Source organism: Paraburkholderia sp. LEh10, from assembly GCF_017814945.1.
In the GTDB taxonomy this organism is placed as follows: domain Bacteria; phylum Pseudomonadota; class Gammaproteobacteria; order Burkholderiales; family Burkholderiaceae; genus Paraburkholderia.
In genome coordinates this window covers 1-22,538 of the sequence record NZ_JAGIPX010000057.1, presented here as the reverse complement: position 1 = coordinate 22,538, position 22,538 = coordinate 1, and the positions used below count along the sequence as shown (strand labels likewise).

At 65.1% G+C, this 22,538-nt stretch carries 18 protein-coding genes; 10 read left to right on the top strand and 8 right to left on the bottom strand.

The window, feature by feature from the left end; translation table 11 throughout:
- Positions 1 to 245 precede the first annotated feature (245 nt).
- Positions 246 to 794 carry a peroxiredoxin gene (locus J8I87_RS33355; protein ID WP_152759909.1) on the top strand — a complete coding sequence of 183 codons (549 nt, stop codon included), beginning with the start codon at positions 246 to 248 and terminating at the stop codon, positions 792 to 794.
- Positions 795 to 870: 76 nt separating this feature from the next.
- On the top strand, positions 871 to 1,395 hold the full coding sequence (locus J8I87_RS33350; protein ID WP_209936503.1) for a carboxymuconolactone decarboxylase family protein: 525 nt from the start codon (positions 871 to 873) through the stop codon (positions 1,393 to 1,395).
- Positions 1,396 to 1,783: 388 nt separating this feature from the next.
- On the opposite strand, the gene ispF is transcribed toward J8I87_RS33350, so the two are convergent.
- Positions 1,784 to 2,263, bottom strand: coding sequence for a 2-C-methyl-D-erythritol 2,4-cyclodiphosphate synthase (gene ispF, locus J8I87_RS33345; protein ID WP_209936502.1), 480 nt, complete (start codon positions 2,261 to 2,263; stop codon positions 1,784 to 1,786).
- Between the two features lie 103 nt (positions 2,264 to 2,366).
- Positions 2,367 to 3,077: a 2-C-methyl-D-erythritol 4-phosphate cytidylyltransferase gene (ispD, locus tag J8I87_RS33340; RefSeq protein WP_209936501.1), complete on the bottom strand. Its 711-nt coding sequence runs from the start codon at positions 3,075 to 3,077 to the stop codon at positions 2,367 to 2,369.
- 272 nt (positions 3,078 to 3,349) lie between these two features.
- On the opposite strand from ispD, the gene mfd reads away from it, so the two are divergent.
- From mfd to mscL, 5 genes are all read left to right on the top strand, one after another.
- Positions 3,350 to 6,838, top strand: coding sequence for a transcription-repair coupling factor (gene mfd / locus J8I87_RS33335; protein ID WP_209936500.1), 3,489 nt, complete (start codon positions 3,350 to 3,352; stop codon positions 6,836 to 6,838).
- Positions 6,839 to 6,848: 10 nt separating this feature from the next.
- A complete protein-coding gene (locus tag J8I87_RS33330; protein ID WP_209936499.1) occupies positions 6,849 to 8,060 on the top strand; it encodes a M20 family metallopeptidase in 1,212 nt (403 codons plus the stop codon).
- Positions 8,061 to 8,207: 147 nt separating this feature from the next.
- On the top strand, positions 8,208 to 9,455 hold the full coding sequence (argE, locus tag J8I87_RS33325) for an acetylornithine deacetylase (protein ID WP_209936497.1): 1,248 nt from the start codon (positions 8,208 to 8,210) through the stop codon (positions 9,453 to 9,455).
- Positions 9,456 to 9,533: 78 nt separating this feature from the next.
- Positions 9,534 to 10,556 carry a threonine/serine dehydratase gene (locus tag J8I87_RS33320; protein ID WP_209936496.1) on the top strand — a complete coding sequence of 341 codons (1,023 nt, stop codon included), beginning with the start codon at positions 9,534 to 9,536 and terminating at the stop codon, positions 10,554 to 10,556.
- A 228-nt stretch (positions 10,557 to 10,784) separates the two neighbouring features.
- A complete protein-coding gene (gene mscL, locus J8I87_RS33315; RefSeq protein ID WP_209936495.1) occupies positions 10,785 to 11,231 on the top strand; it encodes a large conductance mechanosensitive channel protein MscL in 447 nt (148 codons plus the stop codon).
- 108 nt (positions 11,232 to 11,339) lie between these two features.
- Here the strand turns inward: mscL and J8I87_RS33310 are convergent, their stop codons facing one another.
- The 3 genes from J8I87_RS33310 to J8I87_RS33300 form a co-directional block, all read right to left on the bottom strand.
- The gene (locus J8I87_RS33310; protein WP_209936494.1) at positions 11,340 to 13,337 is read right to left on the bottom strand and encodes a response regulator; all 1,998 of its coding nucleotides are present in this window, start codon (positions 13,335 to 13,337) and stop codon (positions 11,340 to 11,342) included.
- A gap of 126 nt (positions 13,338 to 13,463) precedes the next feature.
- Complete coding sequence (locus J8I87_RS33305; RefSeq protein ID WP_209936493.1) at positions 13,464 to 13,955, bottom strand: response regulator; 492 nt, start codon at positions 13,953 to 13,955, stop codon at positions 13,464 to 13,466.
- A gap of 168 nt (positions 13,956 to 14,123) precedes the next feature.
- A complete protein-coding gene (locus tag J8I87_RS33300; RefSeq protein ID WP_209936492.1) occupies positions 14,124 to 15,734 on the bottom strand; it encodes an ATP-binding protein in 1,611 nt (536 codons plus the stop codon).
- A gap of 674 nt (positions 15,735 to 16,408) precedes the next feature.
- On the opposite strand from J8I87_RS33300, the gene J8I87_RS33295 reads away from it, so the two are divergent.
- Positions 16,409 to 16,906 carry a hypothetical protein gene (locus tag J8I87_RS33295; RefSeq protein WP_054926743.1) on the top strand — a complete coding sequence of 166 codons (498 nt, stop codon included), beginning with the start codon at positions 16,409 to 16,411 and terminating at the stop codon, positions 16,904 to 16,906.
- Between the two features lie 217 nt (positions 16,907 to 17,123).
- Here the strand turns inward: J8I87_RS33295 and J8I87_RS33290 are convergent, their stop codons facing one another.
- Positions 17,124 to 19,613 (bottom strand): AsmA family protein, encoded by a 2,490-nt coding sequence (locus J8I87_RS33290; RefSeq protein WP_209936490.1) that lies wholly within the window; start codon positions 19,611 to 19,613, stop codon positions 17,124 to 17,126.
- Between the two features lie 127 nt (positions 19,614 to 19,740).
- Between J8I87_RS33290 and J8I87_RS33285 the strand changes: the two genes are divergently transcribed.
- Both J8I87_RS33285 and J8I87_RS33280 read left to right on the top strand, forming a co-directional pair.
- The gene (locus J8I87_RS33285; RefSeq protein WP_209936489.1) at positions 19,741 to 20,547 is read left to right on the top strand and encodes an ATP-binding cassette domain-containing protein; all 807 of its coding nucleotides are present in this window, start codon (positions 19,741 to 19,743) and stop codon (positions 20,545 to 20,547) included.
- Entirely contained in the window at positions 20,544 to 21,356 is an 813-nt protein-coding gene (locus tag J8I87_RS33280; protein ID WP_209936488.1) for an ABC transporter permease, read from the top strand. Before J8I87_RS33285 ends, J8I87_RS33280 begins: the two co-directional genes overlap by 4 nt.
- Positions 21,357 to 21,477: 121 nt before the next feature.
- Here the strand turns inward: J8I87_RS33280 and J8I87_RS33275 are convergent, their stop codons facing one another.
- Together J8I87_RS33275 and J8I87_RS33270 are read right to left on the bottom strand one after the other, a co-directional pair.
- Positions 21,478 to 22,044 (bottom strand): DUF6013 family protein, encoded by a 567-nt coding sequence (locus tag J8I87_RS33275; protein WP_209936487.1) that lies wholly within the window; start codon positions 22,042 to 22,044, stop codon positions 21,478 to 21,480.
- Positions 22,041 to 22,319 carry a hypothetical protein gene (locus tag J8I87_RS33270; protein WP_209936486.1) on the bottom strand — a complete coding sequence of 93 codons (279 nt, stop codon included), beginning with the start codon at positions 22,317 to 22,319 and terminating at the stop codon, positions 22,041 to 22,043. Before J8I87_RS33270 ends, J8I87_RS33275 begins: the two co-directional genes overlap by 4 nt.
- Positions 22,320 to 22,538: the final 219 nt, after the last annotated feature.

Genomic DNA, 22,538 nt, shown 5'->3' with positions numbered 1-22,538 from the left:
TGCGCCCATTTAGGGTTGCTGCATTTTTGGGCAATCTATTCCCCGTTCCGTGCAAACACGATTCCTCCAAAACTGAACTATCGATGCATTCGAGAAAATCTATTCACATCGTTAGGCAAAAACTATTGATGCGATTGACTAATAGAGTTATAGTTTCGGTTGTGTAACGCGTTCGTTACAGCCAGCAGGTAGTTTGAGCAGGTTGTTTTTCGAATCTCATTTGCCATTTCTCAAGGAGTAACCGCATGAAAACTGTCGGCGATAAACTCGAAGCTTTCACCGTCACCGCTGCGAAGCCGGGTTTCAATAACCACGAAGAGAACGGCGTGTCGGCGTTCGAAGAAATCACCGAATCGTCGTTCCCGGGCAAGTGGAAGATCATCTATTTCTACCCGAAGGACTTCACGTTCGTTTGCCCGACGGAAATCGTCGAATTCGGCAAGCTGCAAAAGGACTTCGAAGAGCGCGACGCCGTTCTGCTCGGCGGCAGCGTGGACAACGAATTCGTCAAGCTCGCATGGCGCCGTGAGCACAAGGACCTGAACAAGCTGAACCACTACGCGTTCGGCGACGTGAAGGGCGAACTGATCGACCAGCTCGGCGTGCGCGACAAGGAAGCAGGCGTTGCGCTGCGCGCGACGTTCATCGTCGATCCGGACAACACGATCCAGCACGTTTCGGTGAACAACCTGAACGTCGGCCGTAACCCGGAAGAAGTCCTGCGTATCCTGGACGGTCTGCAAACGGATGAACTGTGCCCGTGCAACCGCGCAGTCGGCGGCGCAACGCTGTAAGTCCGTGCGGCCCAAAGCCCGCTAAGCTTGAAAAGGCCAGCGGGCTTTTTTATCGGCGAAATGATAGGAGATATCAATGGAATTCATTGCAGCGATTAAGGAATGGATCCCCGACTACGCGAAGGACATTCGCCTGAATCTGGACGGCACGATTGCGCGCTCGTCGCTCGAGGGCAACGATGCCGTCGGCGTCGCGCTCGCCGCGGCATTCGCTGCGAAGAGCCCGAAGATCATTGCGGCGATCCGTGAAGCGGGCGTTTTGTCGCCGGAAGAAGTCAACGGCGCGCTGACGGCTGCCGCGCTGATGGGCATGAACAACGTCTGGTATCCGTACCTCGAAATGGCGGACAACGCCGATCTGAAAACGCAGCCCGCGGGTTTGCGGATGAACGCGTATGCCTCGCACGGCGGCGTCGACAAGCGCCGCTTCGAGATGTATGCGCTTGCCGCATCGATCATCGGCAAGTGCCATTTCTGCGTGAAGTCGCACTTCGATACGCTGATCAACGAAGGCATGAGTTCGACGCAACTGCGTGACGTCGGCCGCATTGCGTCGGTGATCAACGCGGCAGCGCAAGTAATCGTCGCGGAAGGCAAGTAAGCCGCGCGCGTTTCGCGCTTGAGCCAACGCCACGCGCTGCGTGGCGTTTGGTTGTTCGACGCTGATGTTTGGCCAGGCTCGTCTGGTTCCTTTTCGTTTGCGAACGCAGCGCCAGCACGACGGCCATCGCCCTGAGCCCGTTGAGACCTCTTACACGACCCGGTTGTCCTGGATGCGCCGCACGCTTGACGAGGTCGTCAACCGCCGTGATTGCCTGTCCGCTCGACTTCATGCGGTCCACGATGAGCGCATATATCGACAAAAACGCGCGACGGCACACGTCGAGTTTTTTAGTGCGCGCCCATCGATGGAATCCGGGAATCGGTCATGCTCGCAGGCTCGGGCGCGCGCGGCTCAGGCAAAAATGACCCGCATTGCAAAAGCCCATTCAGCCGCGCAGCAGCAGGACGGCAGCTTGCGCTTCGATGCCCTCGCCTCGTCCGAGATAGCCGAGCTTTTCATTGGTCTTCGCCTTCACGTTGACGCGATCGATGGGCAGGCCAAGGTCTTCGGCAATGTTCGCGCGCATGCCGTCGATATGCGGTGCGAGCTTCGGTGCCTGCGCGATCACCGTGCTATCGACGTTCTGGATCGTGAAGCCCGCCTTCGCGATGCGCGCCGCGCATTCGCGCAGCAGCACGCGGCTGTTCGCGCCTTTGAATTCCGTCGCGGTGTCCGGAAAATGACGGCCGATATCGCCGAGCGCGGCGGCGCCGAACAGCGCGTCGGTGATCGCGTGCAGCAGCACGTCGGCATCCGAATGGCCGAGCAGCCCGCGCTCGTACGGAATCGTCACGCCGCCGATGATCAGCGGGCGTCCCGGCACCAGTGCGTGAACGTCATAGCCTTGTCCGATTCTCAAATCCATATGCGTGAAGTTCCGTTGTTGCGTGAAAGCGTTGTGGTGACCGTCGGGCGCGCGTCAGGGCGGTGAGCCCGCAGTGGGCCGCAGTGAGCCGCTAGATGAGCCGTTAGCCCGCCGCGCCGCGCGCGAGAATCGCTTCGGCCAGATCGAAGTCCTCGGGGTACGTGACCTTGAAGTTGCGCAGGCTGCCTTGAACCAGTTTCGGTGCATGACCGCACCATTCGATCGCGCTCGCTTCGTCGGTGAGATCGTGGCCGTCGCCTTGCGCGCGCAGGATCGCCTCGCGCAGCATGCCGATACGGAACATCTGCGGCGTCTGCGCCTGCCACAGGCCGTCGCGCGGCTCGGTGTGATCGATGCGGTTATCGGTGCCGGGCGTCACGCGCTTGAGCGTATCGGCAACGGGCAGCGCCATGATGCCGCCGACGGCGTCGTCCTTCAGCGCGCCGACCAGCGCGCGGATCAGCGCGGGCGTGATGCCGGGACGCGCGGCGTCGTGCACCAGCACCCAGTCGCTGTCGTGCGCACCGAACTCGGCCAGCGCATGCAGCCCGTTCAGCACCGACGCCTGCCGCGTCGCCCCGCCGCAACGCCGCACCGCGAAGCGCAGGCCCGCGAAGCGGCGCGCGTCGAAGTGCTGGTCGTCGGGCGCGATCACGACGAGGGTCTGCGCGAATTCACTGCATGCGTCGAACGCGGCGAGCGAATAATGCAGCATGTCGCGGCCCGCGACAGTTCGATATTGCTTGGGCATCTTCGCGCCGGAACGGCTGCCGGTGCCGGCGCAGGGAATCAGGGCAAACAGGCGGGAAGTCACGGAAAGAGCACGGTGCAGGTCAAAGTGAAGGACGGATTTTATAATAGGTCTTCGGCACGCGAGCCCCGGCACGCGTAAACTTGCCGCTCGCGAGCCGCCAGCGACCGGCCCACCGAGGCGTCCGCCGCGGCCGTTCATTGGCGGCACGTGTTGCGTGTCAGTGGTCGATCGTTCGCTTTACACGTTTTTGTTGCCCATTCGCTTTGCGCTTTCGCATTGCCTGATCGTTAGCTGGTCGTTCATTGGCGTCACCCAAAGGCCGTTTCCCGTTTATGCCCGACATCGCCGCATCCATGCAGTCCCCCTCTCCCACGCCCGTCGCGCTGGTCAAAGCCGGTCAGCGTTTCGTTTTCGACGGCACGCATGGTTCGTCCGACGCGCTGCTGATCGCGCGCTATCACCTCGCGTACAGGCGGCAGGTGCCCTTGCTCGCCGTGGTCTGCGCAAGCGCCGTCGATGCGCAGCGGCTGTCGCAGGAGCTCGCGTTCTTCGCGCCGGATGCGCGCGTGCGCGTCCTGCCCGACTGGGAGACGCTGCCCTACGACTCGTTCTCGCCGCACCAGGATCTCGTGTCCGAGCGGCTCGCGACGCTGCACGATCTCGGCGAAGGCCGCTGCGACATCCTGCTCGTGCCCGCGACGACGGCCCTCTACCGGATGCCGCCTGCGTCGTTCATGGCCGCGTACACGTTTTCGTTCTCCCAGGGCGAGCGGCTCGACGAAGCAAAACTCAAGGCGCAACTGACGCTCGCCGGCTACGAGCACGTGAGCCAGGTCGTTCGCCCCGGCGAATACTGCGTGCGCGGCTCGCTGATCGACCTCTTTCCGATGGGCTCGCCGCTGCCGTACCGGATCGACCTGTTCGACGATCAGGTCGATTCGATCCGCGCATTCGATCCCGACTCGCAACGCAGCCTCTATCCCGTGAAGGACGTGCGGCTGTTGCCGGGACGCGAGTTTCCGTTCGACGAGGCGGCGCGCACCGCGTTTCGCAGCCGCTGGCGCGAAGTGTTCGAAGGCGATCCGAGCCGCGCGTCGATCTACAAGGACATCGGCAACGGCGTGCCGTCGGCGGGCATCGAATACTATCTGCCCCTCTTCTTCGACGAGACGGCAACGCTCTTTCATTACTTGCCCGAAGGCGCGCAACTGGCCTTCGTCGGCGATCTGGACGCGGCCATCCGGCGCTTCACGGCGGATACGAAGCAGCGCTACAGCTTCCTGTCGCACGACCGCGACCGCCCGATTCTCGAACCGCAGCGGCTGTTCCTGTCAGACGAAGATTTCTTCACGCTCGCCAAGCCCTTCGCCCGCCTCTCGCTGCCCGTCAACGCGGGCGGCGGCTGGGCCTTGCCGCTGCCGAATCTCGCGATCGACCGCCACGCGGAAGACCCCGTGTCGGCGCTGCGCGCGTATCTCGACACGACGCCGAACCGCGTGCTGTTCGCAGCCGAATCGGCGGGCCGGCGCGAGACGATCGCCCAACTGCTCGCGGACAACGAACTGCGCCCCGCTTCCGCCGACAGCTACGAAGACTGGCTGAACTCCGAAGCGCGTTTCGCGCTCGGCGTCGCGCCCCTTGCAAACGGTTTCGCGATTCCAGGCGAGCGCGTCGCCATCATCACCGAAACCGAGCTGTACGGGCCGCTCGCGCGCCGTGCGGGACGCCGCCGCCAGGAACAGGCGAGCAATGTCGATTCGATGGTGCGCGACCTGTCGGAGCTGAAGGTCGGCGATCCCGTCGTGCATTCGCAGCACGGCATCGGCCGCTACATGGGCCTCGTGACGATGGATCTCGGCGAAGGCGAAACCGAGTTCCTGCACCTCGAATACCAGGGCGACAGCAAGCTCTATGTGCCCGTCGCGCAACTGCACGTGATCTCGCGCTATAGCGGCGCGGACCCCGACAGCGCGCCGCTGCACGCGCTCGGCTCCGGCCAGTGGGAAAAGGCCAAGCGCAAGGCCGCGCAGCAGATCCGCGACACGGCGGCCGAGCTGCTGAACCTCTACGCCCGACGCGCCGCGCGCGAAGGCCATGCGTTCAAGCTCGATCCGCGCGACTATGTGAAGTTCGCGGAGAGCTTCGGTTTCGAGGAAACGCCCGACCAGGCGGCCGCGATTGCCGCCGTGATCGGCGACATGACGAGCGGCAAACCGATGGACCGCCTCGTGTGCGGCGACGTCGGTTTCGGCAAGACGGAAGTCGCGTTGCGCGCGGCGTTCATCGCGGTGATGGGCGGCAAGCAGGTTGCGCTGCTCTCGCCAACCACGCTGCTCGCCGAACAGCACACGCAGACCTTCACTGACCGCTTCTCCGACTGGCCCGTGCGCATCGCCGAACTGTCGCGCTTCAAGACGGGCAAGGAAGTCAGCACGGCGATCCAGCAGATCAACGAAGGCAGTGTCGACATCGTGATCGGCACGCACAAGCTGCTGTCGTCGGATGTGCAGTTCAAGCGGCTCGGGCTCGTCATCATCGACGAGGAGCATCGCTTCGGCGTGCGCCAGAAGGAAGCGCTCAAGGCGCTGCGCGCGGAAGTCGACGTGCTGACGCTCACCGCGACGCCGATTCCGCGCACGCTCGGCATGGCGCTCGAAGGCCTGCGCGATTTCTCCGTCATCGCGACGGCCCCGCAAAAGCGTCTGGCAATCAAGACCTTCGTGCGCCGCGAGGAAGACAGCGTGATCCGCGAAGCGATGCTGCGCGAACTGAAGCGCGGCGGCCAAGTGTACTTCCTGCACAACGAAGTCGAAACCATCGAGAACCGCCGCCAGATGCTCGAAGCGCTCGTGCCGGAAGCGCGAATCGCGGTCGCGCACGGCCAGATGCACGAACGCGAGCTCGAACGCGTGATGCGCGACTTCGTCGCGCAGCGCGCAAACGTGCTGCTCTGTACGACGATTATCGAAACGGGTATCGACGTGCCGAGCGCCAATACGATCCTGATTCATCGCTCGGACAAATTTGGCCTCGCGCAGCTGCATCAGTTGCGCGGGCGTGTCGGCCGCTCGCATCACCAGGCGTATTCGTACCTGCTCGTGCACGATCCGCAGGGTCTGACGAAGCAGGCGCAGCGGCGGCTCGAGGCGATCCAGCAGATGGAGGAACTCGGCGCGGGCTTTTACCTCGCGATGCACGACCTCGAAATTCGCGGCACGGGCGAGGTGCTCGGCGACAAGCAGTCGGGCGAGATTCACGAGATCGGCTTCCAGCTTTACACCGACATGCTCAACGACGCGGTGAAGGCGCTGAAGAACGGCAAGGAGCCGGACCTGACGGCGCCTCTGGCGGCGACGACGGAGATCAACCTGCACACGCCCGCTATCCTGCCCGCCGACTATTGCGGCGACGTGCAGGAGCGTCTGTCGCTGTACAAGCGGCTTGCGAACTGCGAGCACAACGATTCGATCGACGGCATTCAGGAAGAGCTGATCGACCGCTTTGGCAAGATGCCGCCACAAGCGCATGCGCTCGTCGAAACGCATCGTCTGCGTCTTGCCGCGAAGCCGCTCGGCATTTCGAAGATCGACGCGGGCGAGGCTGTGATCGGCTTGCAGTTCATCCCGAATCCGCCCATCGACGCGATGCGGATCATCGAGATGGTCCAGAAGCACAAGCACATCAAGCTCGCGGGCCAGGACAAGTTGCGCATCGAAACGCGCAGCCCGGACTTCGCGGTGCGCGTGTCGACCGTCAAGGAAACGCTGCGCGCGCTCGGCGCGCCCGCGAAGGGCGCGGCGGGTCAGCCCGTCGCTTCGTGAAGCACGCGGCATGGCAGGTGCTGTCGACACGTCATCGATCGTCGCCCTGCTGACGGCGCTCGTGCGCATGCCGAGCCGCGGCGGCGTCGATGCGTGCGCGCCCATCGCCGACTGTGTCGAAGCGTGGTTCGGCGCGCGTCATGTGCCGACACGCCGGCTCGTTTCCGCCAGCGGTGAGCCGCTTGGCGTGTACGTTGAAATACGCGGCGCGCCGAATGGTCCCGGGAATGGTCATCACTATCTGCTGAACGCGACGCTCGATACGGCGAGCTTCGGCGACGAATCGACGTGGACGCATCCGCCGCTGGGCGCGCACATCGAGAACGGCTGGCTCTACGGGCGAGGCAGCGCGGACAGCAAGGCCGCCGTCGCGATCTTCGCGCATCTCGCCGCCGCGTTCGCGCGGTGCACGGATGCATTCGCGGGCACGCTCGGCGTGCTGTTCGATCTCGATGAACATACGGGCCGGTTCGGCGGCGCTCGCGCGTTCTTCGACGCGGCCGATGCGCCCCGGCCCGACGGCGTGCTGATCGGCTATCCGGGCATCGGCCGGATCGTCGTCGGCGCGCGCGGCTTCGCGCGGGCGCGGCTCGTGGTGCGCGGCATCGCCGCGCATTCGGGTAGCGGCAGCACGCGCGGACTCAACGCAGCAATACGCGGCGCACATCTCGCGAAGGCGTTGAGCGATGCCGCGCTGCCCGACGACGGCACCTTCGGCCGCCCTGCTCAGCTCACCATCACGGGCATCCGGTCGGGCGATGGCACCTTCACGAGTGTCCCCGACCGCTGCGAGCTGAGCGTCGATTGCCGGCTCACGCCGGGGTTCGATGCCGCGCACGCGCAGCGCCTCGTCAGCAGCATCGTGCGCGCGCACGACGCTCGCTACGACGCGTCGCTCGCGACATCGATCGAATGGATGGCGGGCTGGCCCGCATACAGGGTCGACGATGCGCATCCGCTTGCCGCCGCGTTGTTCGACGCGGCATCTGGTGAACTCGGCGATGAACCCGGCATCGAGTTGCCGCGCGCCGTCGCGGGGCCTTCGAACATCGGCAACTATCTCGCGTCGCTGGGCGTGCCCGCGTTGTGCGGCTTCGGCGTGCGATGCGAAGGCATCCACGCTGCCGACGAGCGCATCGAGCTCGCCTCCATCGCGCCCGTCTATCGCGTGTATGAACGCGCCTTGCTCGCGCTGCTGGAGCCGAAGCCGGCGCGCGCGTAAATGCGCAACGGAAGACGCTTCCAGCCCGCGCAACAGATTGTTGCATCGCGCCAAGCCCCGTCGCGCAAGCGGCTCGCCCGATGAGCTTTGGCTAGTTAAGTGTTTTTTGGGTATGATCGAAAGACACACAAGCTGGAGCCCAACGTCATGTCACAGGTCGCTGAACAAGCGCTGTCCGCACAATCGTCTGCTTCTTCCGGTGCTTCCGCCAACGCTTCTTCGCCGGCCTCGCTCCCTTGGGTCACACGCCTCGTGTCGATGGACACGGTCAGCCGCAACCCGAATCTCGGCCTGATCGAGACCGTGCGCGACGCGCTGCGCGAGCGCGGCATCGACGCGACGCTGACGCACGACGACAGCGGCAAATGGGCGAATCTGTTTGCGACCATTCCGGCGCATGACGGCGAGACGAATGGCGGGATCGTGCTATCGGGTCACACGGACGTGGTGCCCGTCGACGGCCAGCAGTGGGACAGCGATCCGTTCAAGCCCGAAGTGCGCGGCGACAAACTCTACGGGCGCGGCACCTGCGACATGAAGGGCTTTATCGGCGCGGCGCTGACGCTCGTGCCGCAAATGCAGCAGACCCGGCTCGCGAAGCCGATCCATCTCGCGTTTTCGTTCGACGAGGAAGTGGGCTGCGTGGGCGCGCCGCTGATGATCGCCGACCTGATCAAGCGCGGCGTCAAGCCGGATGGCTGCATCGTCGGCGAGCCGACCAGCATGCGGCCCATCATCGCGCACAAGGGCATCAACGCGTATCAGTGCTGCGTGCGCGGCTTCGCGGCGCATTCGTCGCTCACGCCAAAGGGCTTGAACGCGATTGAATACGCGGCGCGCCTGATCTGCTTCATCCGCGACATGGCCGACCAGTTCCGCGAGCAAGGCCCGTTCGACCAGCTCTACGACGTGCCGTTCACGACGGCGCAAACCAGCACGATCAAGGGCGGCAACGCGATCAACACGGTGCCCGCCGAGTGCAGCTTCGAATTCGAGTTCCGCAACCTGCCGACGCTCGATCCCGAACCGATCTTCGCGCGCATCGACCAGTACGCGCGCGAGACGCTGCTGCCGAAGATGAAGCGCGAGCACGAAGCGGCCGCGATCGAGTTCACGAAGCTCGCCGCGGCGCCGGGGCTCGACGCCCCGGAGCAGGCCGCCATCACGCAGCTCGTGCGCGCGCTCACCGCCGATCAGGACAAGCGCAAGGTCGCATACGGCACGGAAGCGGGCCTGTTCTCGCGGGCGGGCATTCCGAGCATCGTGTGCGGGCCGGGCGACATCCAGCAGGCGCACAAAGCGAACGAGTTCGTCACGCTCGGGCAGCTCGCGCAGTGCGAACGCTTTTTGAGCAAGTTCATTCACAGCATGTCGGTCGATGCGCACGTGCATTGACCCGGGCAGCAACACACAACAACGATCGAACGACAAGACATCGAAAGCGGACCTCACCCACAAACGAGTACGCACGCCATGTCCACCGCCACGCCGCAGCACACCGACCGCACGATCGACGGCGAGCCGATACCGACGCTCGACGACATCGCCTCGCAGCATTTCGCGCTGACGCCGTGGGTCGTACGAACGCCCGTGTTCGACCGGATGGACTTTCCGACGCTCGAAGGCACGCTCGTCAACTTCAAGTTCGAACTGCTGCAGGCGGGCGGCAGCTTCAAGGCGCGCGGCGCGTTCACCAACCTTCTTGCACTCGATGCCGCGCAGCGCAGCGCAGGCGTCACGTGCGTGTCGGGCGGCAATCATGCCGTCGCCGTCGCCTATGCGGCGATGCGCACGGGAATCAGCGCGAAGGTCGTCGTGATGCACGCCGCGAACCCCGCGCGCATTGCGCTGTGCCGGCAGTATCGCGCGGAAGTGGTGATGGCCGACAACGTGACGGAAGCGTTCGAAATCGTGCGGCGCATCGAGGCCGAAGAAGGCCGCTATTTCGTTCACCCGTTCAACGGCTACCGGACGGTGCTCGGCACCGCGACGCTCGGCTACGAATGGGCGACGCAAACCCCCGACCTCGATGCCGTGATCGTGCCCATCGGCGGAGGCGGACTCGCGGCGGGCATATCGACGGCGCTGCGCCTCGCCAATCCGCGCGTGCATGTGTACGGCGTCGAGCCGGAAGGCGCGGACGTGATGAACCGCAGTCTCGCGGCCAATCACACCGTCAAGATGAGCCACATGCATTCGATTGCCGATTCGCTGATGGCGCCCCACACGGAGCAGTACAGCTACGAGTTGTGCCGCCGTCATGTCGACCGTCTCGTCACCGTCACCGACGACGCGTTGCGCGCCGCGATGCTCACGCTGTTTGCGCAATTGAAGCTGGCCGTCGAGCCCGCCTGCGCGGCCGCGACGGCCGCGCTGCTCGGTCCGTTGCGCGAGCAACTGCAAGGCAAGCGCGTCGGCGTCCTGTTATGCGGAACGAACACAGATCCTCTGACGTTTGCCGCGCATATCGAACAGGCGCGGGCGGCGCAAGTCTAGACAGCTCCTCAATGGCGTTCAGGCACACACCAGGAACGCCGCGCCAGCCGTGTGATCGATGATCGTGCTGGCTCACCGTTTGCATGCACGGACGGCTCCCGTCACCGTGCGGCGTAACGGCCACGCGCGCCCCTTCAGCACGGCGCGTGGCGATCGGGCGCTAAATCATTTCACGCTGTGCCGATCGTTGGCTATCATGTCGCCATCGACTTCAAGGAGAACAACCCGATGAGCCTAGTCAAGGAATTCAAGGAGTTTGCCCTCAAAGGCAACGTGATGGACCTCGCGGTCGGTGTGATCATCGGCGGAGCGTTCTCGACGATCGTCAATTCCGTCGTGAAGGACCTGATCATGCCTGTCGTCGGCGTGGCGACGGGCGGGCTCGATTTCTCGAACAAGTTCGTCCTGCTGGGCCACATACCCGCCAACTTCAAGGGCAACCCCGATTCGTACAAGGACCTGCAGACGGCTGGCGTCGCGGCGTTCGGCTACGGCTCGTTCATCACCGTTGCAATCAACTTCGTGATCCTCGCCTTCATCATCTTCATGATGGTCAAGTTCATCAACAAGCTGCGCGCCCCGGCGCCCGCCGCGCCCGAAGCGCCGCCGCCCACGCCGGAAGACGTGCTGTTGCTGCGCGAGATCCGCGATTCGCTCAAGCATCCGCGCGCCTGACGCGCAACATCCAATGCGTGCGGCTGCGCACGCGATGCGACAAAGGGCCTGCCGCGCGCTGCTGCGCGGCAGGCCCTTTGTTCCACGGCTCAATATCGGCTATCTCGGCTATCCGGTTCTTGCCTTACCCTCGCCTGCGCTCTTCTGCGCTTTCGCTGCCGCGGCGCCCTCGATCACATGTTCGAGTTGCGAGAAGTTGACGGGCTTCGTCAGATGCGACGTGAAGCCCGCCTCGATACAGCGCCGGATATCCTCATCGCTGCCGAAGCCCGTCAGCGCGACGGCGGGCGCGTCGCCGCGCTCGCGGAACGCCTTGATGAAGTCGAGCCCCGTGCCGTCCGGCAGCCCCACGTCGCTGACGATCAGATCGAACGGCGTGGCCTGTGTCGCGGCCAGCGCATCCGCCACGCGCCCGACGACGGTCACTTCATGCCCCAGCGTGCGCATCAGGTGCGCCATTACTTCGGCCGTGTCCACGTGGTCTTCGATCAGCAGGATCGTCAGTCCGCCCGCGGGCTGCACGCTCGCCGCGACGGGCGCGATGGGCTCGGCGAGCGGCTCTTCGGCCGTGGGCAGCGTGATCGTGAAAGTCGCGCCGCAGTGCGCACCCGGGCTTTGAGCCGTGACGGTGCCGCCATGTGCGTCGGTGAGCGCCTTCGTGATCGCGAGTCCGAGGCCTAGCCCGCCGAATTGCCGCGACATGTTCTGGCTGCCCTGCTCGAATGCATTGAAGAGTTTGCCGATCTGGTCCGGCTCGATGCCGACGCCCGTATCCTCGATCGCAATCTGCACATGCATTCTTTCGTCACGCGTACGTACGTAGATGTGGCCGCCATCGGGCGTGAACTTCGCGGCGTTGCGCACCAGGTTCCACAACATCTGCTGCAGCCGCGCGCGATCGGCGAGCACGAAATGATGCCGCGCGGCCTTGCTGACATGCACGTCCTGCTGCTTGGTCTGGATCTCGCTGCGAAACAGTTCGAGCACGCTGTCGATCACATCATGCACGTCGACCGTTTCAAGCGACAAACGCAGCTTGCCGTTCGCCACTCGCGTGAGGTCGAGCAGATCGTCGATCAGGCGCGCCTCGAGTTCGACGTTGCGGCGGATCATCACGACGCCCGCGCGCACCGGTTCGGGCAGGTCCGGCGTCATTTCGAGCATCCGCACGCCCGCCAGCACGGGCGTGAGCGGCGTGCGCAGTTCGTGCGACAGCATCGCGAGAAAACGGTCTTTCGAACGGTTCGCTTCTTCCGCCGTCTGCCGCGCGGCCTGTTCGGAGGCGAGCAGCCGCTCGCGTTCCTCGATGGCTTCGCGCTGCGAATGGATGTCCGTGCAACTGCCGAACCATTTGCTGACGGCGCCCGTCGCATCGCGCACGGCGGCAATGCGCGCATCGAACCAGCGATACGCGCCGTCGCGGCGGCGAATGCGAAACTCGTTGCGATAGTCGCCGCCATCGCCGCGCACTGTCTTCAGCCACGTGCGGCGCACTTCTTCGCGGTCGTCGGGATGCACGGCATCGAGCCACGCGAGGCCGAGCGCGCTCGCGCCGTCGAGGCCCGAGTACTCGACCCACTGCTTCGAGACGAAATCGCAATCGCCGTTTGCGTCACAGGTGAGCACGAGATGAGGCAGCGCTTCCGACAGCATCCGGTAATGCGCCTCGCGTTCGCGCAGCAGCAGCGCCTCCGCCGACGCCCGTTGCAGCCGCACTTGCGACAACACGCGCTCGACCGCTTCGGGCAGATAGTCGAGATAGTCGCCCGATTTCGGCACGACGTCGGAGACGCCCGAGCGCAGTGCTTCGATCACGCGCGATTCGTCCGTGAAGCCCGTGACGAGGATGGCCGGAATGCGCACGCCCTCGCTGCGCAGCCGCCGGAAAAAGTCGAGCCCCGTCTCCGCGCCGTCGAGCTGATAGTCGAGCACGATCAGATCGGGCGTGCTCGCGGCGATCAAACGATGCGCGGCTTCGGCGCTGTTGCACAGCTCGACCCGGCAGCCCGCGCGCTCCAGCGACTTGCGCGCGAGGTGCAAGATGCCTTCGTCGTCATCGACGACGAGCACATGCGCTGCGAGGGGCGTGGATACGTCTTCAGTCATGCAATGATTTGAGGTCGATTGAAATGCGCGCGGCCCGCGCTGCTTCGGCGCGAACCCTTGCTTGCACCTGCGCTGCCCGTGCGCGCCGGCGCGGTCAACGCGGCCGCCGTGCGCGGCCGTCGCGCATCATGCAGGCGCATAGCGCTGTCCCGGCGGCAGCTTGACGATCTGCAGGAAAAAGCCGAACCGCCGCACCGCTTCGATGAAAGCATCATATTCGACTGGCTTCGTGATATAGACGTTGCAACCGAGTTCGTAGCAGCGGCCGATTTCACGCGGATCGTCGGTGGTCGTCAGCACGATGACGGGGATCGACGCCGTCGACGGCGATTCTTTCAGCCGCCGCAGCACTTCGAAGCCGTCGACGCGCGGCATCTTCAGATCCAGCAGCACGACGTAGTTGGCCAGATCGTCGCGCGACGGACGGCCGCTCGCGGCGCCGCCCGCGGGCGGCTCGCCGAAGAAATAGTCGAGCGCCTGCTGGCCGTCGGCAAAGCGGATGAATCCGTTCGAGATGCCCGCGCGCCGCAGATTGCGCTTGACGAGCGTCGCATGACCGTCGTCGTCTTCGACGAGCACGATGCCGACCGAGTTACCGGCCGCTTCCCCGTGTGACATGGCTCCCTCCGGCGCGCTCGCGCGCACCTGCGCGACGCTTCGCGCGTTGGACACGACTGCGTTCAATGGTACGACCGACTGCCGATATTATGCTTGTCCCCGCTTACGTCTACTTTCCGCGCGCCGAATGCACGCCAGATGCACCCATGCAAGCACCCCATGCCGCCGTCAGATCCGCATCGGCTGATCGGGCAGCGTAACGAAGAACGTCGAGCCCGCGCCTTCCGCCGATTCGACCCACACGCGCCCGCCATGCCGTTCGACGGTGCGCCGCACGAGCGCGAGACCGACGCCCTCGCCCTGCGCGACGTCACCATGCAGCCGCTGAAACGCGCGAAACATCTTCGACATGCAGGCTGCGGGAATGCCCAGGCCATTGTCGCGCACAAAGTAAGTGCGCGTCTTCGGCGCCGACGGGCTCGCGCCGTCTTCGAGACGGCCATCGAGCGTGCCGACTTCGATGCGCCCCGGCCGCGCAGGATCGAGAAAACTGATTGCATTGGCGATCAACTGGCCGAACACCTGCTCGATCGCGAACGGATCACCCCACGCCGTCGGCAGCTCGCGCACGACGAGCACCGCCGCGCGCTCGTCGATCCGCGGTTGCAGCGCATCGACGGCCCGCGCGACCGCGCGCCCAACGCTCACGCGCTGCCATTGATATTCGAGCCGCCCCGCGCGCGAGATGCGCAACAGCGCATCGATGATGGCAGCCGAGCGCGTCACCGATACCCTCACGTAGCGCAGCGCTTCCTGCACGTCGCCATCGAGCAGACGCGCGAGCCGCTCGTGCTCGTCGGCGGGAAGGCTGGCCTCGACGATGGCCGCGCGCAGCTCGTCGCACGAAACCTGCAGTTCCTTCGAGAAACCCTGCATGTTCACGAGCGGCGAGCGCAGATCGTGCGACACGCTGTAGATGAACATCTCGTTGTCCTGCGTCTCCTGACGCAGCGTGTCGTTGACGCTCGCCAGCTCCGCCGCGCGCGCCTGTAGCGACGCCTGGAGTGCGGCCTGACTGTCGTCGGCCGCGCGCAGCAGACCGCTCGTGCGATGCAGCGCGGCATCGAGCGCGGCGATTTCATCGTTGCCTTTGAGCGGCACGGGCAGTGGCTGTCCGGTTGCAAGCCGCTGCGCATTGGCTCCAAGCACGTCGAGCCGCCGTCCGATGCCGCGCGCGAAGGCAAACGCGGTGGCCGCCCAGATCAGCATCGAGCCGAACACGGCGGCCACGAGCGCGTACTGCTGGCGCAGGCGCGTGCCTGCGAGCGTGGCGTTGCGCCCGGCGTCGAGCCGCGTCGCTTCGTCGATGAACTGGCTTAACTCGTCGCGAAAACGCACGACCTGCGCGGGCAACTCGCCGCCTTCGAGCGTGACGAACGGTTTCATCGTCGCGCCCGTGCGCAACGATTGGGCGACGGACAGCGTCTGCTGGCGATAGCTGTCGACGGCCTCGCGCATGCGCTGCACGCGCGCGGCCTGCGCGGGCGTATCGGCGACCGCCTGCTCGAGACGCGTGAGCCCGTCGCCCAGATCGACCCATGCGGAATGACGGTCCATGAATACGGGATCGCCGACGGCGATGCCCGCGCGCACGCGCGCCACTTGCCGCAGCATCGGATTGTCGAGCGCGGCCGCTTCATACAGGATCTGCTTGCTGCTCGACGAACGCTCGACGGCCTGGTCGGTCTGCGCCTGCATGTCGAATACGACGCCCAGCAGCGCCAGTTCGATGGTGCTCGGCAACGCGATCAGCAGTAGGCCCTTGGTGAATAGTTTCATGTTCGCGTGGCGCAGTGCGGCAACAGGAGCGCAATACGGCGCAATACAGCGAAATACGTTGAGTGGCGGCGGCATGATCGCCGGCGGCAGACAGCAGCTCTGCATACGCGGCGATGCGCCGCTTGTCCGCCGCTTGTCCGCCGCTTGTCCGCCGTTTATCCGCCGTTTATCCGCCTCTTGTCCGCAGATTGTCCGCCGCTTTCCGCTTCATTCCGGGCATTGTGAAACCCGCACGCGCAACCGGCATCAATCATGACGCGCGCGCATGCATCGTCGATGTGCGCTGCGTCGTACCGATGTCGCGCGGCGAACGCTATCGATACTTTCACTCATGTGCTGCGCACATCGAATCGTCACATCGCCGTGCGGCGCGCGCAAAGCCGCGCCGTATCTGGGACGCGGCCATTATCGACGGGCGCGGCGGATATTTCAATGCGCGCAGAGGAAGCGTTGGCGCACATAAAAATGTCTTTTTTTAAGGTGCCGGAAACACGCGCAGCGCGGGTGAGTCTATTATTGACACCAGATGCACAGGGGATGCGAAAGCGCACGGCGACGCGATTCGGCCTGGCTTGCACGGGACGATGGAGTGAGACAGACGAATCACCGTGTATCCGGCATTTTCGTATGCTATAAAAGATCGACGTGCGGCGCGCGAAGCCGGGAGTGGTCGCATGAGGACGCTGCGTTTCTTGCAATTCTTTTTCAGGCGAGTTTTTATGTCCTTCCCGAAAAAGCGCAGGCGCGCGAAGGTGGACGGCGACGAGTCGTTCCTCGCTGTGCTGCGGCACTTCAAGCCCTTCGGTCAACTCGACACCAAGATTGCGCGCGCCCGCGCGCAGGATGAGCCGGTGCTCTACGCGCATGTGCTGCCGGGACTGGACGTCCTGCTATGCAGTGTGCGCGGCGCGCAGCCGCCCTATCCCGCTGTCGCCGAGCTGCGCCGGCGCTGCATCGAATCGATTGCGAACGCGCTCGAACAGCCGCTCGACGGACTGGAAAACGGTGGCTACTGGTACGAGGCCGACGGCTTCGGCTTTCTCGTGTTCGCGAGCCGCGCGCGAGCGCGCATTCTGCCGGAATTCGGCGCGACACGCGCGGCGGCAGGAACACGGCGCGGCGTGCGGCGCCAGGATGCCGCTGGCGATGCGACACCACGCTCGCTGCGATAGATTGCTCACCGATAGATTGCTCACCACACATCATCAGACACGGCCGCGAAACTTCGCGGCCGTGGCGTTTCTTGCGCGGAGACCGTGCGATTGAACGATGCGCATGCGCCCGTCATCATGCCGTTGAGGAAAGCGCACGGACGCAGCGTGCGGCACGTCGTTAATCGCGTGCGTTTGACGCATGTGTCCGGGGCATGCAGCTGGCCGGTTCCGCGTCTCAACTTCCCTTGTAATCAGCCGCGTTCGCGGGCCCCGGCAGCGCCGCGCCACCCGATGGCGCGGCAGGTTTTTTCGGCGGCGCCGGGGGCGCCGCAGGCGCGACGGCGGATGCGCCCGGCGTGCCCGGCGGAAGCGCGGGTCCCCTCGTCTTTTCGCGTTGTCCCGGCGGCGGCGCCGAAGGATGCTGCGCGTCGATCGCCGCCATCAGTTGTTGGCATGGCAGCGGCTTGTTGTTGCTCGGCGCGATCAGCGGAATCAGCGCGGCGAACGGATTGATCAGCCCGAGCCCGACCATCGCGCCGCCGCGCGCCGCAAGCGCGATCGCGTTCACGCCCACATGAGGATTCTTGAACGTGCCCTTCACGTAGAGCGGCGAGCGCAGCGTAAAGACGCGAAAGCCTTTCGTGTGCGGATGCACGCCGAGGTCCATCGTCTCGTCCTTCATGTTCACGTTGCCATCGACGTTGATGACGGCGTCCTGTGTATCGAGCGCGAACACGCGTGAATCGAGCACCCCGTCCGTCACGACGAAGTCACCGGCCGCGCAATTGATCTGCACGTCGCGATTGCCGAACAGCTTTTCATACACGACGTTCGCGACATTCAGGCCCGCCGCCTCCATCAGCAGACGGCTGATCGTGCCATCCGTCACGAGCAGCTTCACTTCACCGTTCGATGTGCCCGCGAGCGCCGCCGGCGAATTGCCCGTCGCCGACAGCGCCGCATCGCCGTTGATTTCGCCGAGCGCGTTCTGCATTGTCTTCACGGTCGGAAGCAGTTGCTTGAGCTTCAGGTGGCGCGCTTGCGTCGAGAAGCGGCCCTTAAGCGGCGTCTCGCTGCCGTCGAGATGAATGTTCGACGCGAGCGTGCCGCCCGCGACACCGAACTTCAGCGGCTCCAGCGACAACACGCCATCCGTCATCACGACATGCGTGTACAGGTCGGTGATGGGCAGCGCCGGGTCCTTGACGATGCGGCGGCCCGTCAGCTTCACGTTTGCGTCGATCGCCTTCCAGCGGTCGGTCTTGAATGTTTCCGTCGGCAGCGCCTTGCCCGACGGCTGGCGCGCGACGTCGCCGCGCTTCGCCTTGCTCGCGTTGCTGTCCGCGCCGATGACCGGCGCGAGATCCTTGAACTGCAACAGGTTCGACACCAGCGTGCCTTCGAGCAACGGACGCGACGCGCGTTGCGTGTAGATGAGCGTGCCGTTCAGGTCGCTGCCGCCGACACGGCCTGTAAAATTTTCATACCTGAAGACACTCGCGCCCTGCCTGAAATTGCCGATCAGATGCCCTTCCGTCGCATAGGGCGGCGTCTCGGGCAGCGTGATGCCCGTCAGCTGGTACAGATGATCGAGGCTCGTGCCCTGCAGCCACAGCCGCAGATCAACGGCGGCGAGATGCGCGGGCTCCGTGACGGTGCCGACGAGCGCGATGCGCAGGTCGCCCGCCTTCACGTCCGCCTGCACGGGAAATGGCCGCGACGTATCCTGCAATGCCAGCACGCCGCCGAGCTTGCCGCTGCCCGAGACGGGCGAGCGGTTGTACGTACCCTTCACGGTCCAGCCGATCCCATAGTGCGGCGCGTTCTGACGTTGCGCGACCGCCGTGCCCGTGGCGCTCGCGGGCGCACCCGATGAAGCGACGGCCGCGGACGCACTTTTCGCGCCGGAAGCCCCGCCGCCTGCAACCGCCGTCGCGGCGGGCGCGGCCGGTACCGACGCGGCGGATGCGGCAGGCACGGCAGGCGCAGCCGACGACGCGCCCGACGCCTCGGAAGCCGCCGCCGCTTGCGCCTGCGCACTCAGTTGCTTTGCGCCGTGCCTGCCTACCACGTCCGCCGATGCCTTGCGCGATGCTTCTTCCTGCTGCTTCAGCGCTTCGCCAATCGGGATCGGCTGGCCGAGCGTATCGACGACGGCCTGCATGTCGATCTTCTTCTGCTCGTCGGACAGCGCGATATTGCCCTTGTTCAGCTCGATATCGTGCAGGTCGAGCTTCCATTCAGACGGCGCTGAGGACTTCAGCTTGAACGTCCAGTTGTTGCGCCCGTCGGTGAGCCGTTCGAGATCGACGGAAGGGTTCACCAGATTGATCGAGGGAATCACGATGTCATGCGTGAGCAGCGGCAGCACCTTCACTTGGAAGTCGATTTCGTCGAGCGTCGCGAAGTGCTTCTGCTTCGCCCAGTCAGGATTGCCGATCGTGATGTTCCGCGCGGAAAAACGCGGCCAGGGTACCCATGAGCGCCAACCCGTTTCGCCGACGGAATGACGCCAGCCCACTTTCAGATCACCTTCGATCGCGAATGGCCGGCCGATCGCTTCGCTCACCTTGTCGTCGACGTAAGGACGCGCGCGGTTCCAGTCGAAGGTGAGAATGAATACCGCGAGCACCGCGATCAGAATGAGCAGCGCGGCGACCAGCCACGCGATGATCTTGCCTATCCTTCTGCCGACGGATAATCCGGTCGAGTGCAGTACAGCCATGAGCGCTCCGCAGAGAATGCATACGTCAATCTTCAGCGCAGCACGTGCTGTGCCCGCGCGAGCCGTTCGGCGAGCCGTTCGGCGAGCCGTTCGCTATCATGATGCACTGCGACAGATTCCATTGCCCATGCCCCACCAGACCAACACGACGGACGCACCGCTCGTCCACGCAAAAGACATCGTGCGGCGCGACGCGGCGCGCGGCCAGACGCTGCTGCACACAACCAGCATCGCAATCGAAGCCGGCCAGCGCATCGCGATCACCGGCCCGTCCGGTTCGGGCAAGAGCGTGTTCATGCGCGCGCTCGCGCTGCTCGATCCGCTCGATGGCGGCGAGGTGCGCTGGCGCGGCAGGCGCATTGCGCGCGCAACGATTCCGCGCTACCGGCGCCACGTCGCGTATATCCGTCAGAGGCCCGCGCTGCTCGATGGCACCGTCGAGGACAACCTGCGCTATCCGTACACGCTGCACGCGTATCGCGAAGTGCGTTTCGACCGCGCACGGGCTGCGGCGCTCGCGTCGCAGGCGGGCCGCGCGGGCGACTTTCTCGACCGGCGCGCAAGCGACCTGTCGGGCGGCGAAGCGCAGATCGCCGCGTTGATCCGCGTATTGCAGCTCGCGCCCGACGTCCTGCTGCTCGACGAACCGACGGCGTCGCTCGACCCCGAGTCGGCGCTCGCGATCGAAGCGCTGGTGCGCGCATGGTTCGACGCCGCGCACGAGGCTCGCGCCTGGCTGTGGGTGTCACACGATCTTGCGCAGGCCGCACGCGTCAGCAACCGTCATCTGACGATGCGCGCCGGCGTGCTCGGCGATACGCACGGTAATGCGCATAGCGATATGCACCGCGATACGCACCCCGATACGCACCCCGATACGCACCCCGATACGCACGGCGATATGCCCGCTCGCGCCACCGAGCCGAAACCATGATGCTGCAAGACCTGAGCCTCTGGGACGTCGCGCTCGCGACACTGTTGATCGTCGTGAACGGCGCGGTATCGGTTGCGTTGAAGCTCGATCTCGAACGCAAGCTCGCGTGGGCCGCCGTGCGCACCGTCGTCCAGTTGCTCGCGATCGGCTACGTGCTCGCCTGGGTCTTTGCGTACAACCGCTGGTACGTGGTGCTGCCGCTGATGATCGTGATGACGTTGATCGCGGGCTTCGCGGGCGCGGGGCGCGGCTCGCGCACGTACGCGGGACAGCGCGCCGACAGCATCCTGTCGATCTGGGCGAGCGCGTGGCTCGTCGCCGCGATCGGGCTGTTCGCCGTCATCCGCATTCACCCGTGGTACGAGCCGCAATACGCGATTCCCATTCTCGGCATGATTCTCGGCAACACGCTGACGGGCGTGTCGCTCGGCATCGAGCGGATGACGGAGGAACTGACGGCGCGCAGAGACCGCGTCGATATGGCGCTCGCGCTTGGCGCGACGCGGTGGGAAGCGGCGCAAAGGCCGGCGCGCCAGGCCGTGCGCGCGGGCATGATACCGACGCTCAACCAGATGGCCGTCGTCGGCGTCGTCAGCCTGCCGGGCATGATGACGGGCCAGGTGCTGGCGGGGCAATCGCCGCTGCAGGCCGTGCGCTATCAGATCGTGATCATGTTCCTGATCGCGGCATCGTCGGCGCTGGGAACCGTGGGCGCCGTGCTGCTCACATACCGGCGGCTGTTTTCGCCGGAGCACCGGTTTCTGGCGTCGCGGCTCGTCGAGCGTGGCGCGGGGCGCCGCGACGCATGAACGGACCGCGGCACGGACCGCACGCCACGCGCCACGCACCGAACCCCAACGAATACATGCGCGCCGCATGCATTGCACGCGGCGTGAGATGGCGCGCTCGGGCGGCGCGAATCGCGCCGCGCTAGCGCTTCGCCGACACGGATACCTGCGAGCCGTCGGAGAGCGTGAGCGTCTTCGTGCTGCCGTTGGTCGGCATCGTGAAGCGCAGCACCTGGCTCACGCTTGCGTAGTTCGGACACTTGAGCGATTTGCCGTTGCTCGACACCGTCTTCGTGCCTTTGGGCGTCTGTGCCTGGAAATTCATCTGCACGGTGGCGGTGCCGTCCTTGGCGACGACGGGCGCGAAGCGGATTTGCGTCTGACGGATCATCGCGCCGTTCGTGTCGAGCGGCAGCGACGACAAGTCGGGGCAATCGCCGTCGGCTGCGACGGGTCCGCCGGGTGGAACGGTTTTCCAGGTGAAGTCATCCGATTCGCCGGAGCGGATCGTGCGGGTTTCCTGGGAGTTGCCGAACTGTTTGGACGTGACCTTTACGGTGTAGCGGATGGGGCCGTCCGTGGCCGCCTGCGACGTCACGGTGATCGGCGTTGCCGCGTGCGCGGGGAGTGTCGATGCGGCGAGCGCAAGCGCCGCGCATGCGAGGGAAACCACAACAGAAACGGCGGGAAGTTTGACGCTGAAGCTCATACTGTCACCTCGTTGTTGTGCTGCTGCGCGGCCATGCACTGCGGTCGCGCTGATGGGCGCGCAGCGGTTTTGGCATGATGCATATGCAGTCTAACGCCAAGCGCGTGGGCGCGGGATGCGCTGTTTACCTGCTTGCGCGAGCGTTCGGTTTGGTTTTGATCTTGCATCGGGATGCGCGAACGGTTCGCTTTGCCGTTCGCGGGCATCCGCGAGGCGGGTCGCATTGCCCTTGCGCGGGCATGCCGCGATGCGGTCGCCTTGACCTTCGCGAGCATCCGCGATTCGGGTCGCCTTGCCCTTGCGCGGGCATCCGCGATTCGGGTCGCCTTGCCCTTTGCGGGCATCCGTGATGCGGTGAGCTATGCCCTTCGCGGGCATCCGATGCGGTTCCGCCTTGCCCTGCGCGGGCATCCGCGTTAGCGCCTCGCGGCGCGGGCGTTGCCCCTGTGCGGGGCGGCACTTACTTTCTTTGCCGCCGCAAAGAAAGTAAGCAA

What these genes read in the sequence shown, in the direction of transcription:
- argE (WP_209936497.1), top strand. Translation starts at nt 8,208, where the DNA reads ATGTCACAGGTCGCTGAACAAGCGCTGTCCGCACAATCGTCTGCTTCT.
- J8I87_RS33300 (WP_209936492.1), bottom strand. Translation starts at nt 15,734, where the DNA reads ATGAAACTATTCACCAAGGGCCTACTGCTGATCGCGTTGCCGAGCACC.
- J8I87_RS33290 (WP_209936490.1), bottom strand. Translation starts at nt 19,613, where the DNA reads ATGGCTGTACTGCACTCGACCGGATTATCCGTCGGCAGAAGGATAGGC.
- ispF (WP_209936502.1), bottom strand. Translation starts at nt 2,263, where the DNA reads ATGGATTTGAGAATCGGACAAGGCTATGACGTTCACGCACTGGTGCCG.
- J8I87_RS33350 (WP_209936503.1), top strand. Translation starts at nt 871, where the DNA reads ATGGAATTCATTGCAGCGATTAAGGAATGGATCCCCGACTACGCGAAG.
- J8I87_RS33330 (WP_209936499.1), top strand. Translation starts at nt 6,849, where the DNA reads ATGGCAGGTGCTGTCGACACGTCATCGATCGTCGCCCTGCTGACGGCG.
- J8I87_RS33285 (WP_209936489.1), top strand. Translation starts at nt 19,741, where the DNA reads ATGCCCCACCAGACCAACACGACGGACGCACCGCTCGTCCACGCAAAA.
- mscL (WP_209936495.1), top strand. Translation starts at nt 10,785, where the DNA reads ATGAGCCTAGTCAAGGAATTCAAGGAGTTTGCCCTCAAAGGCAACGTG.
- J8I87_RS33275 (WP_209936487.1), bottom strand. Translation starts at nt 22,044, where the DNA reads ATGAGCTTCAGCGTCAAACTTCCCGCCGTTTCTGTTGTGGTTTCCCTC.
- J8I87_RS33355 (WP_152759909.1), top strand. Translation starts at nt 246, where the DNA reads ATGAAAACTGTCGGCGATAAACTCGAAGCTTTCACCGTCACCGCTGCG.
- mfd (WP_209936500.1), top strand. Translation starts at nt 3,350, where the DNA reads ATGCCCGACATCGCCGCATCCATGCAGTCCCCCTCTCCCACGCCCGTC.
- J8I87_RS33320 (WP_209936496.1), top strand. Translation starts at nt 9,534, where the DNA reads ATGTCCACCGCCACGCCGCAGCACACCGACCGCACGATCGACGGCGAG.
- J8I87_RS33310 (WP_209936494.1), bottom strand. Translation starts at nt 13,337, where the DNA reads ATGACTGAAGACGTATCCACGCCCCTCGCAGCGCATGTGCTCGTCGTC.
- J8I87_RS33270 (WP_209936486.1), bottom strand. Translation starts at nt 22,319, where the DNA reads ATGCTCGCGAAGGTCAAGGCGACCGCATCGCGGCATGCCCGCGCAAGG.
- J8I87_RS33280 (WP_209936488.1), top strand. Translation starts at nt 20,544, where the DNA reads ATGATGCTGCAAGACCTGAGCCTCTGGGACGTCGCGCTCGCGACACTG.
- J8I87_RS33305 (WP_209936493.1), bottom strand. Translation starts at nt 13,955, where the DNA reads ATGTCACACGGGGAAGCGGCCGGTAACTCGGTCGGCATCGTGCTCGTC.
- J8I87_RS33295 (WP_054926743.1), top strand. Translation starts at nt 16,409, where the DNA reads ATGAGGACGCTGCGTTTCTTGCAATTCTTTTTCAGGCGAGTTTTTATG.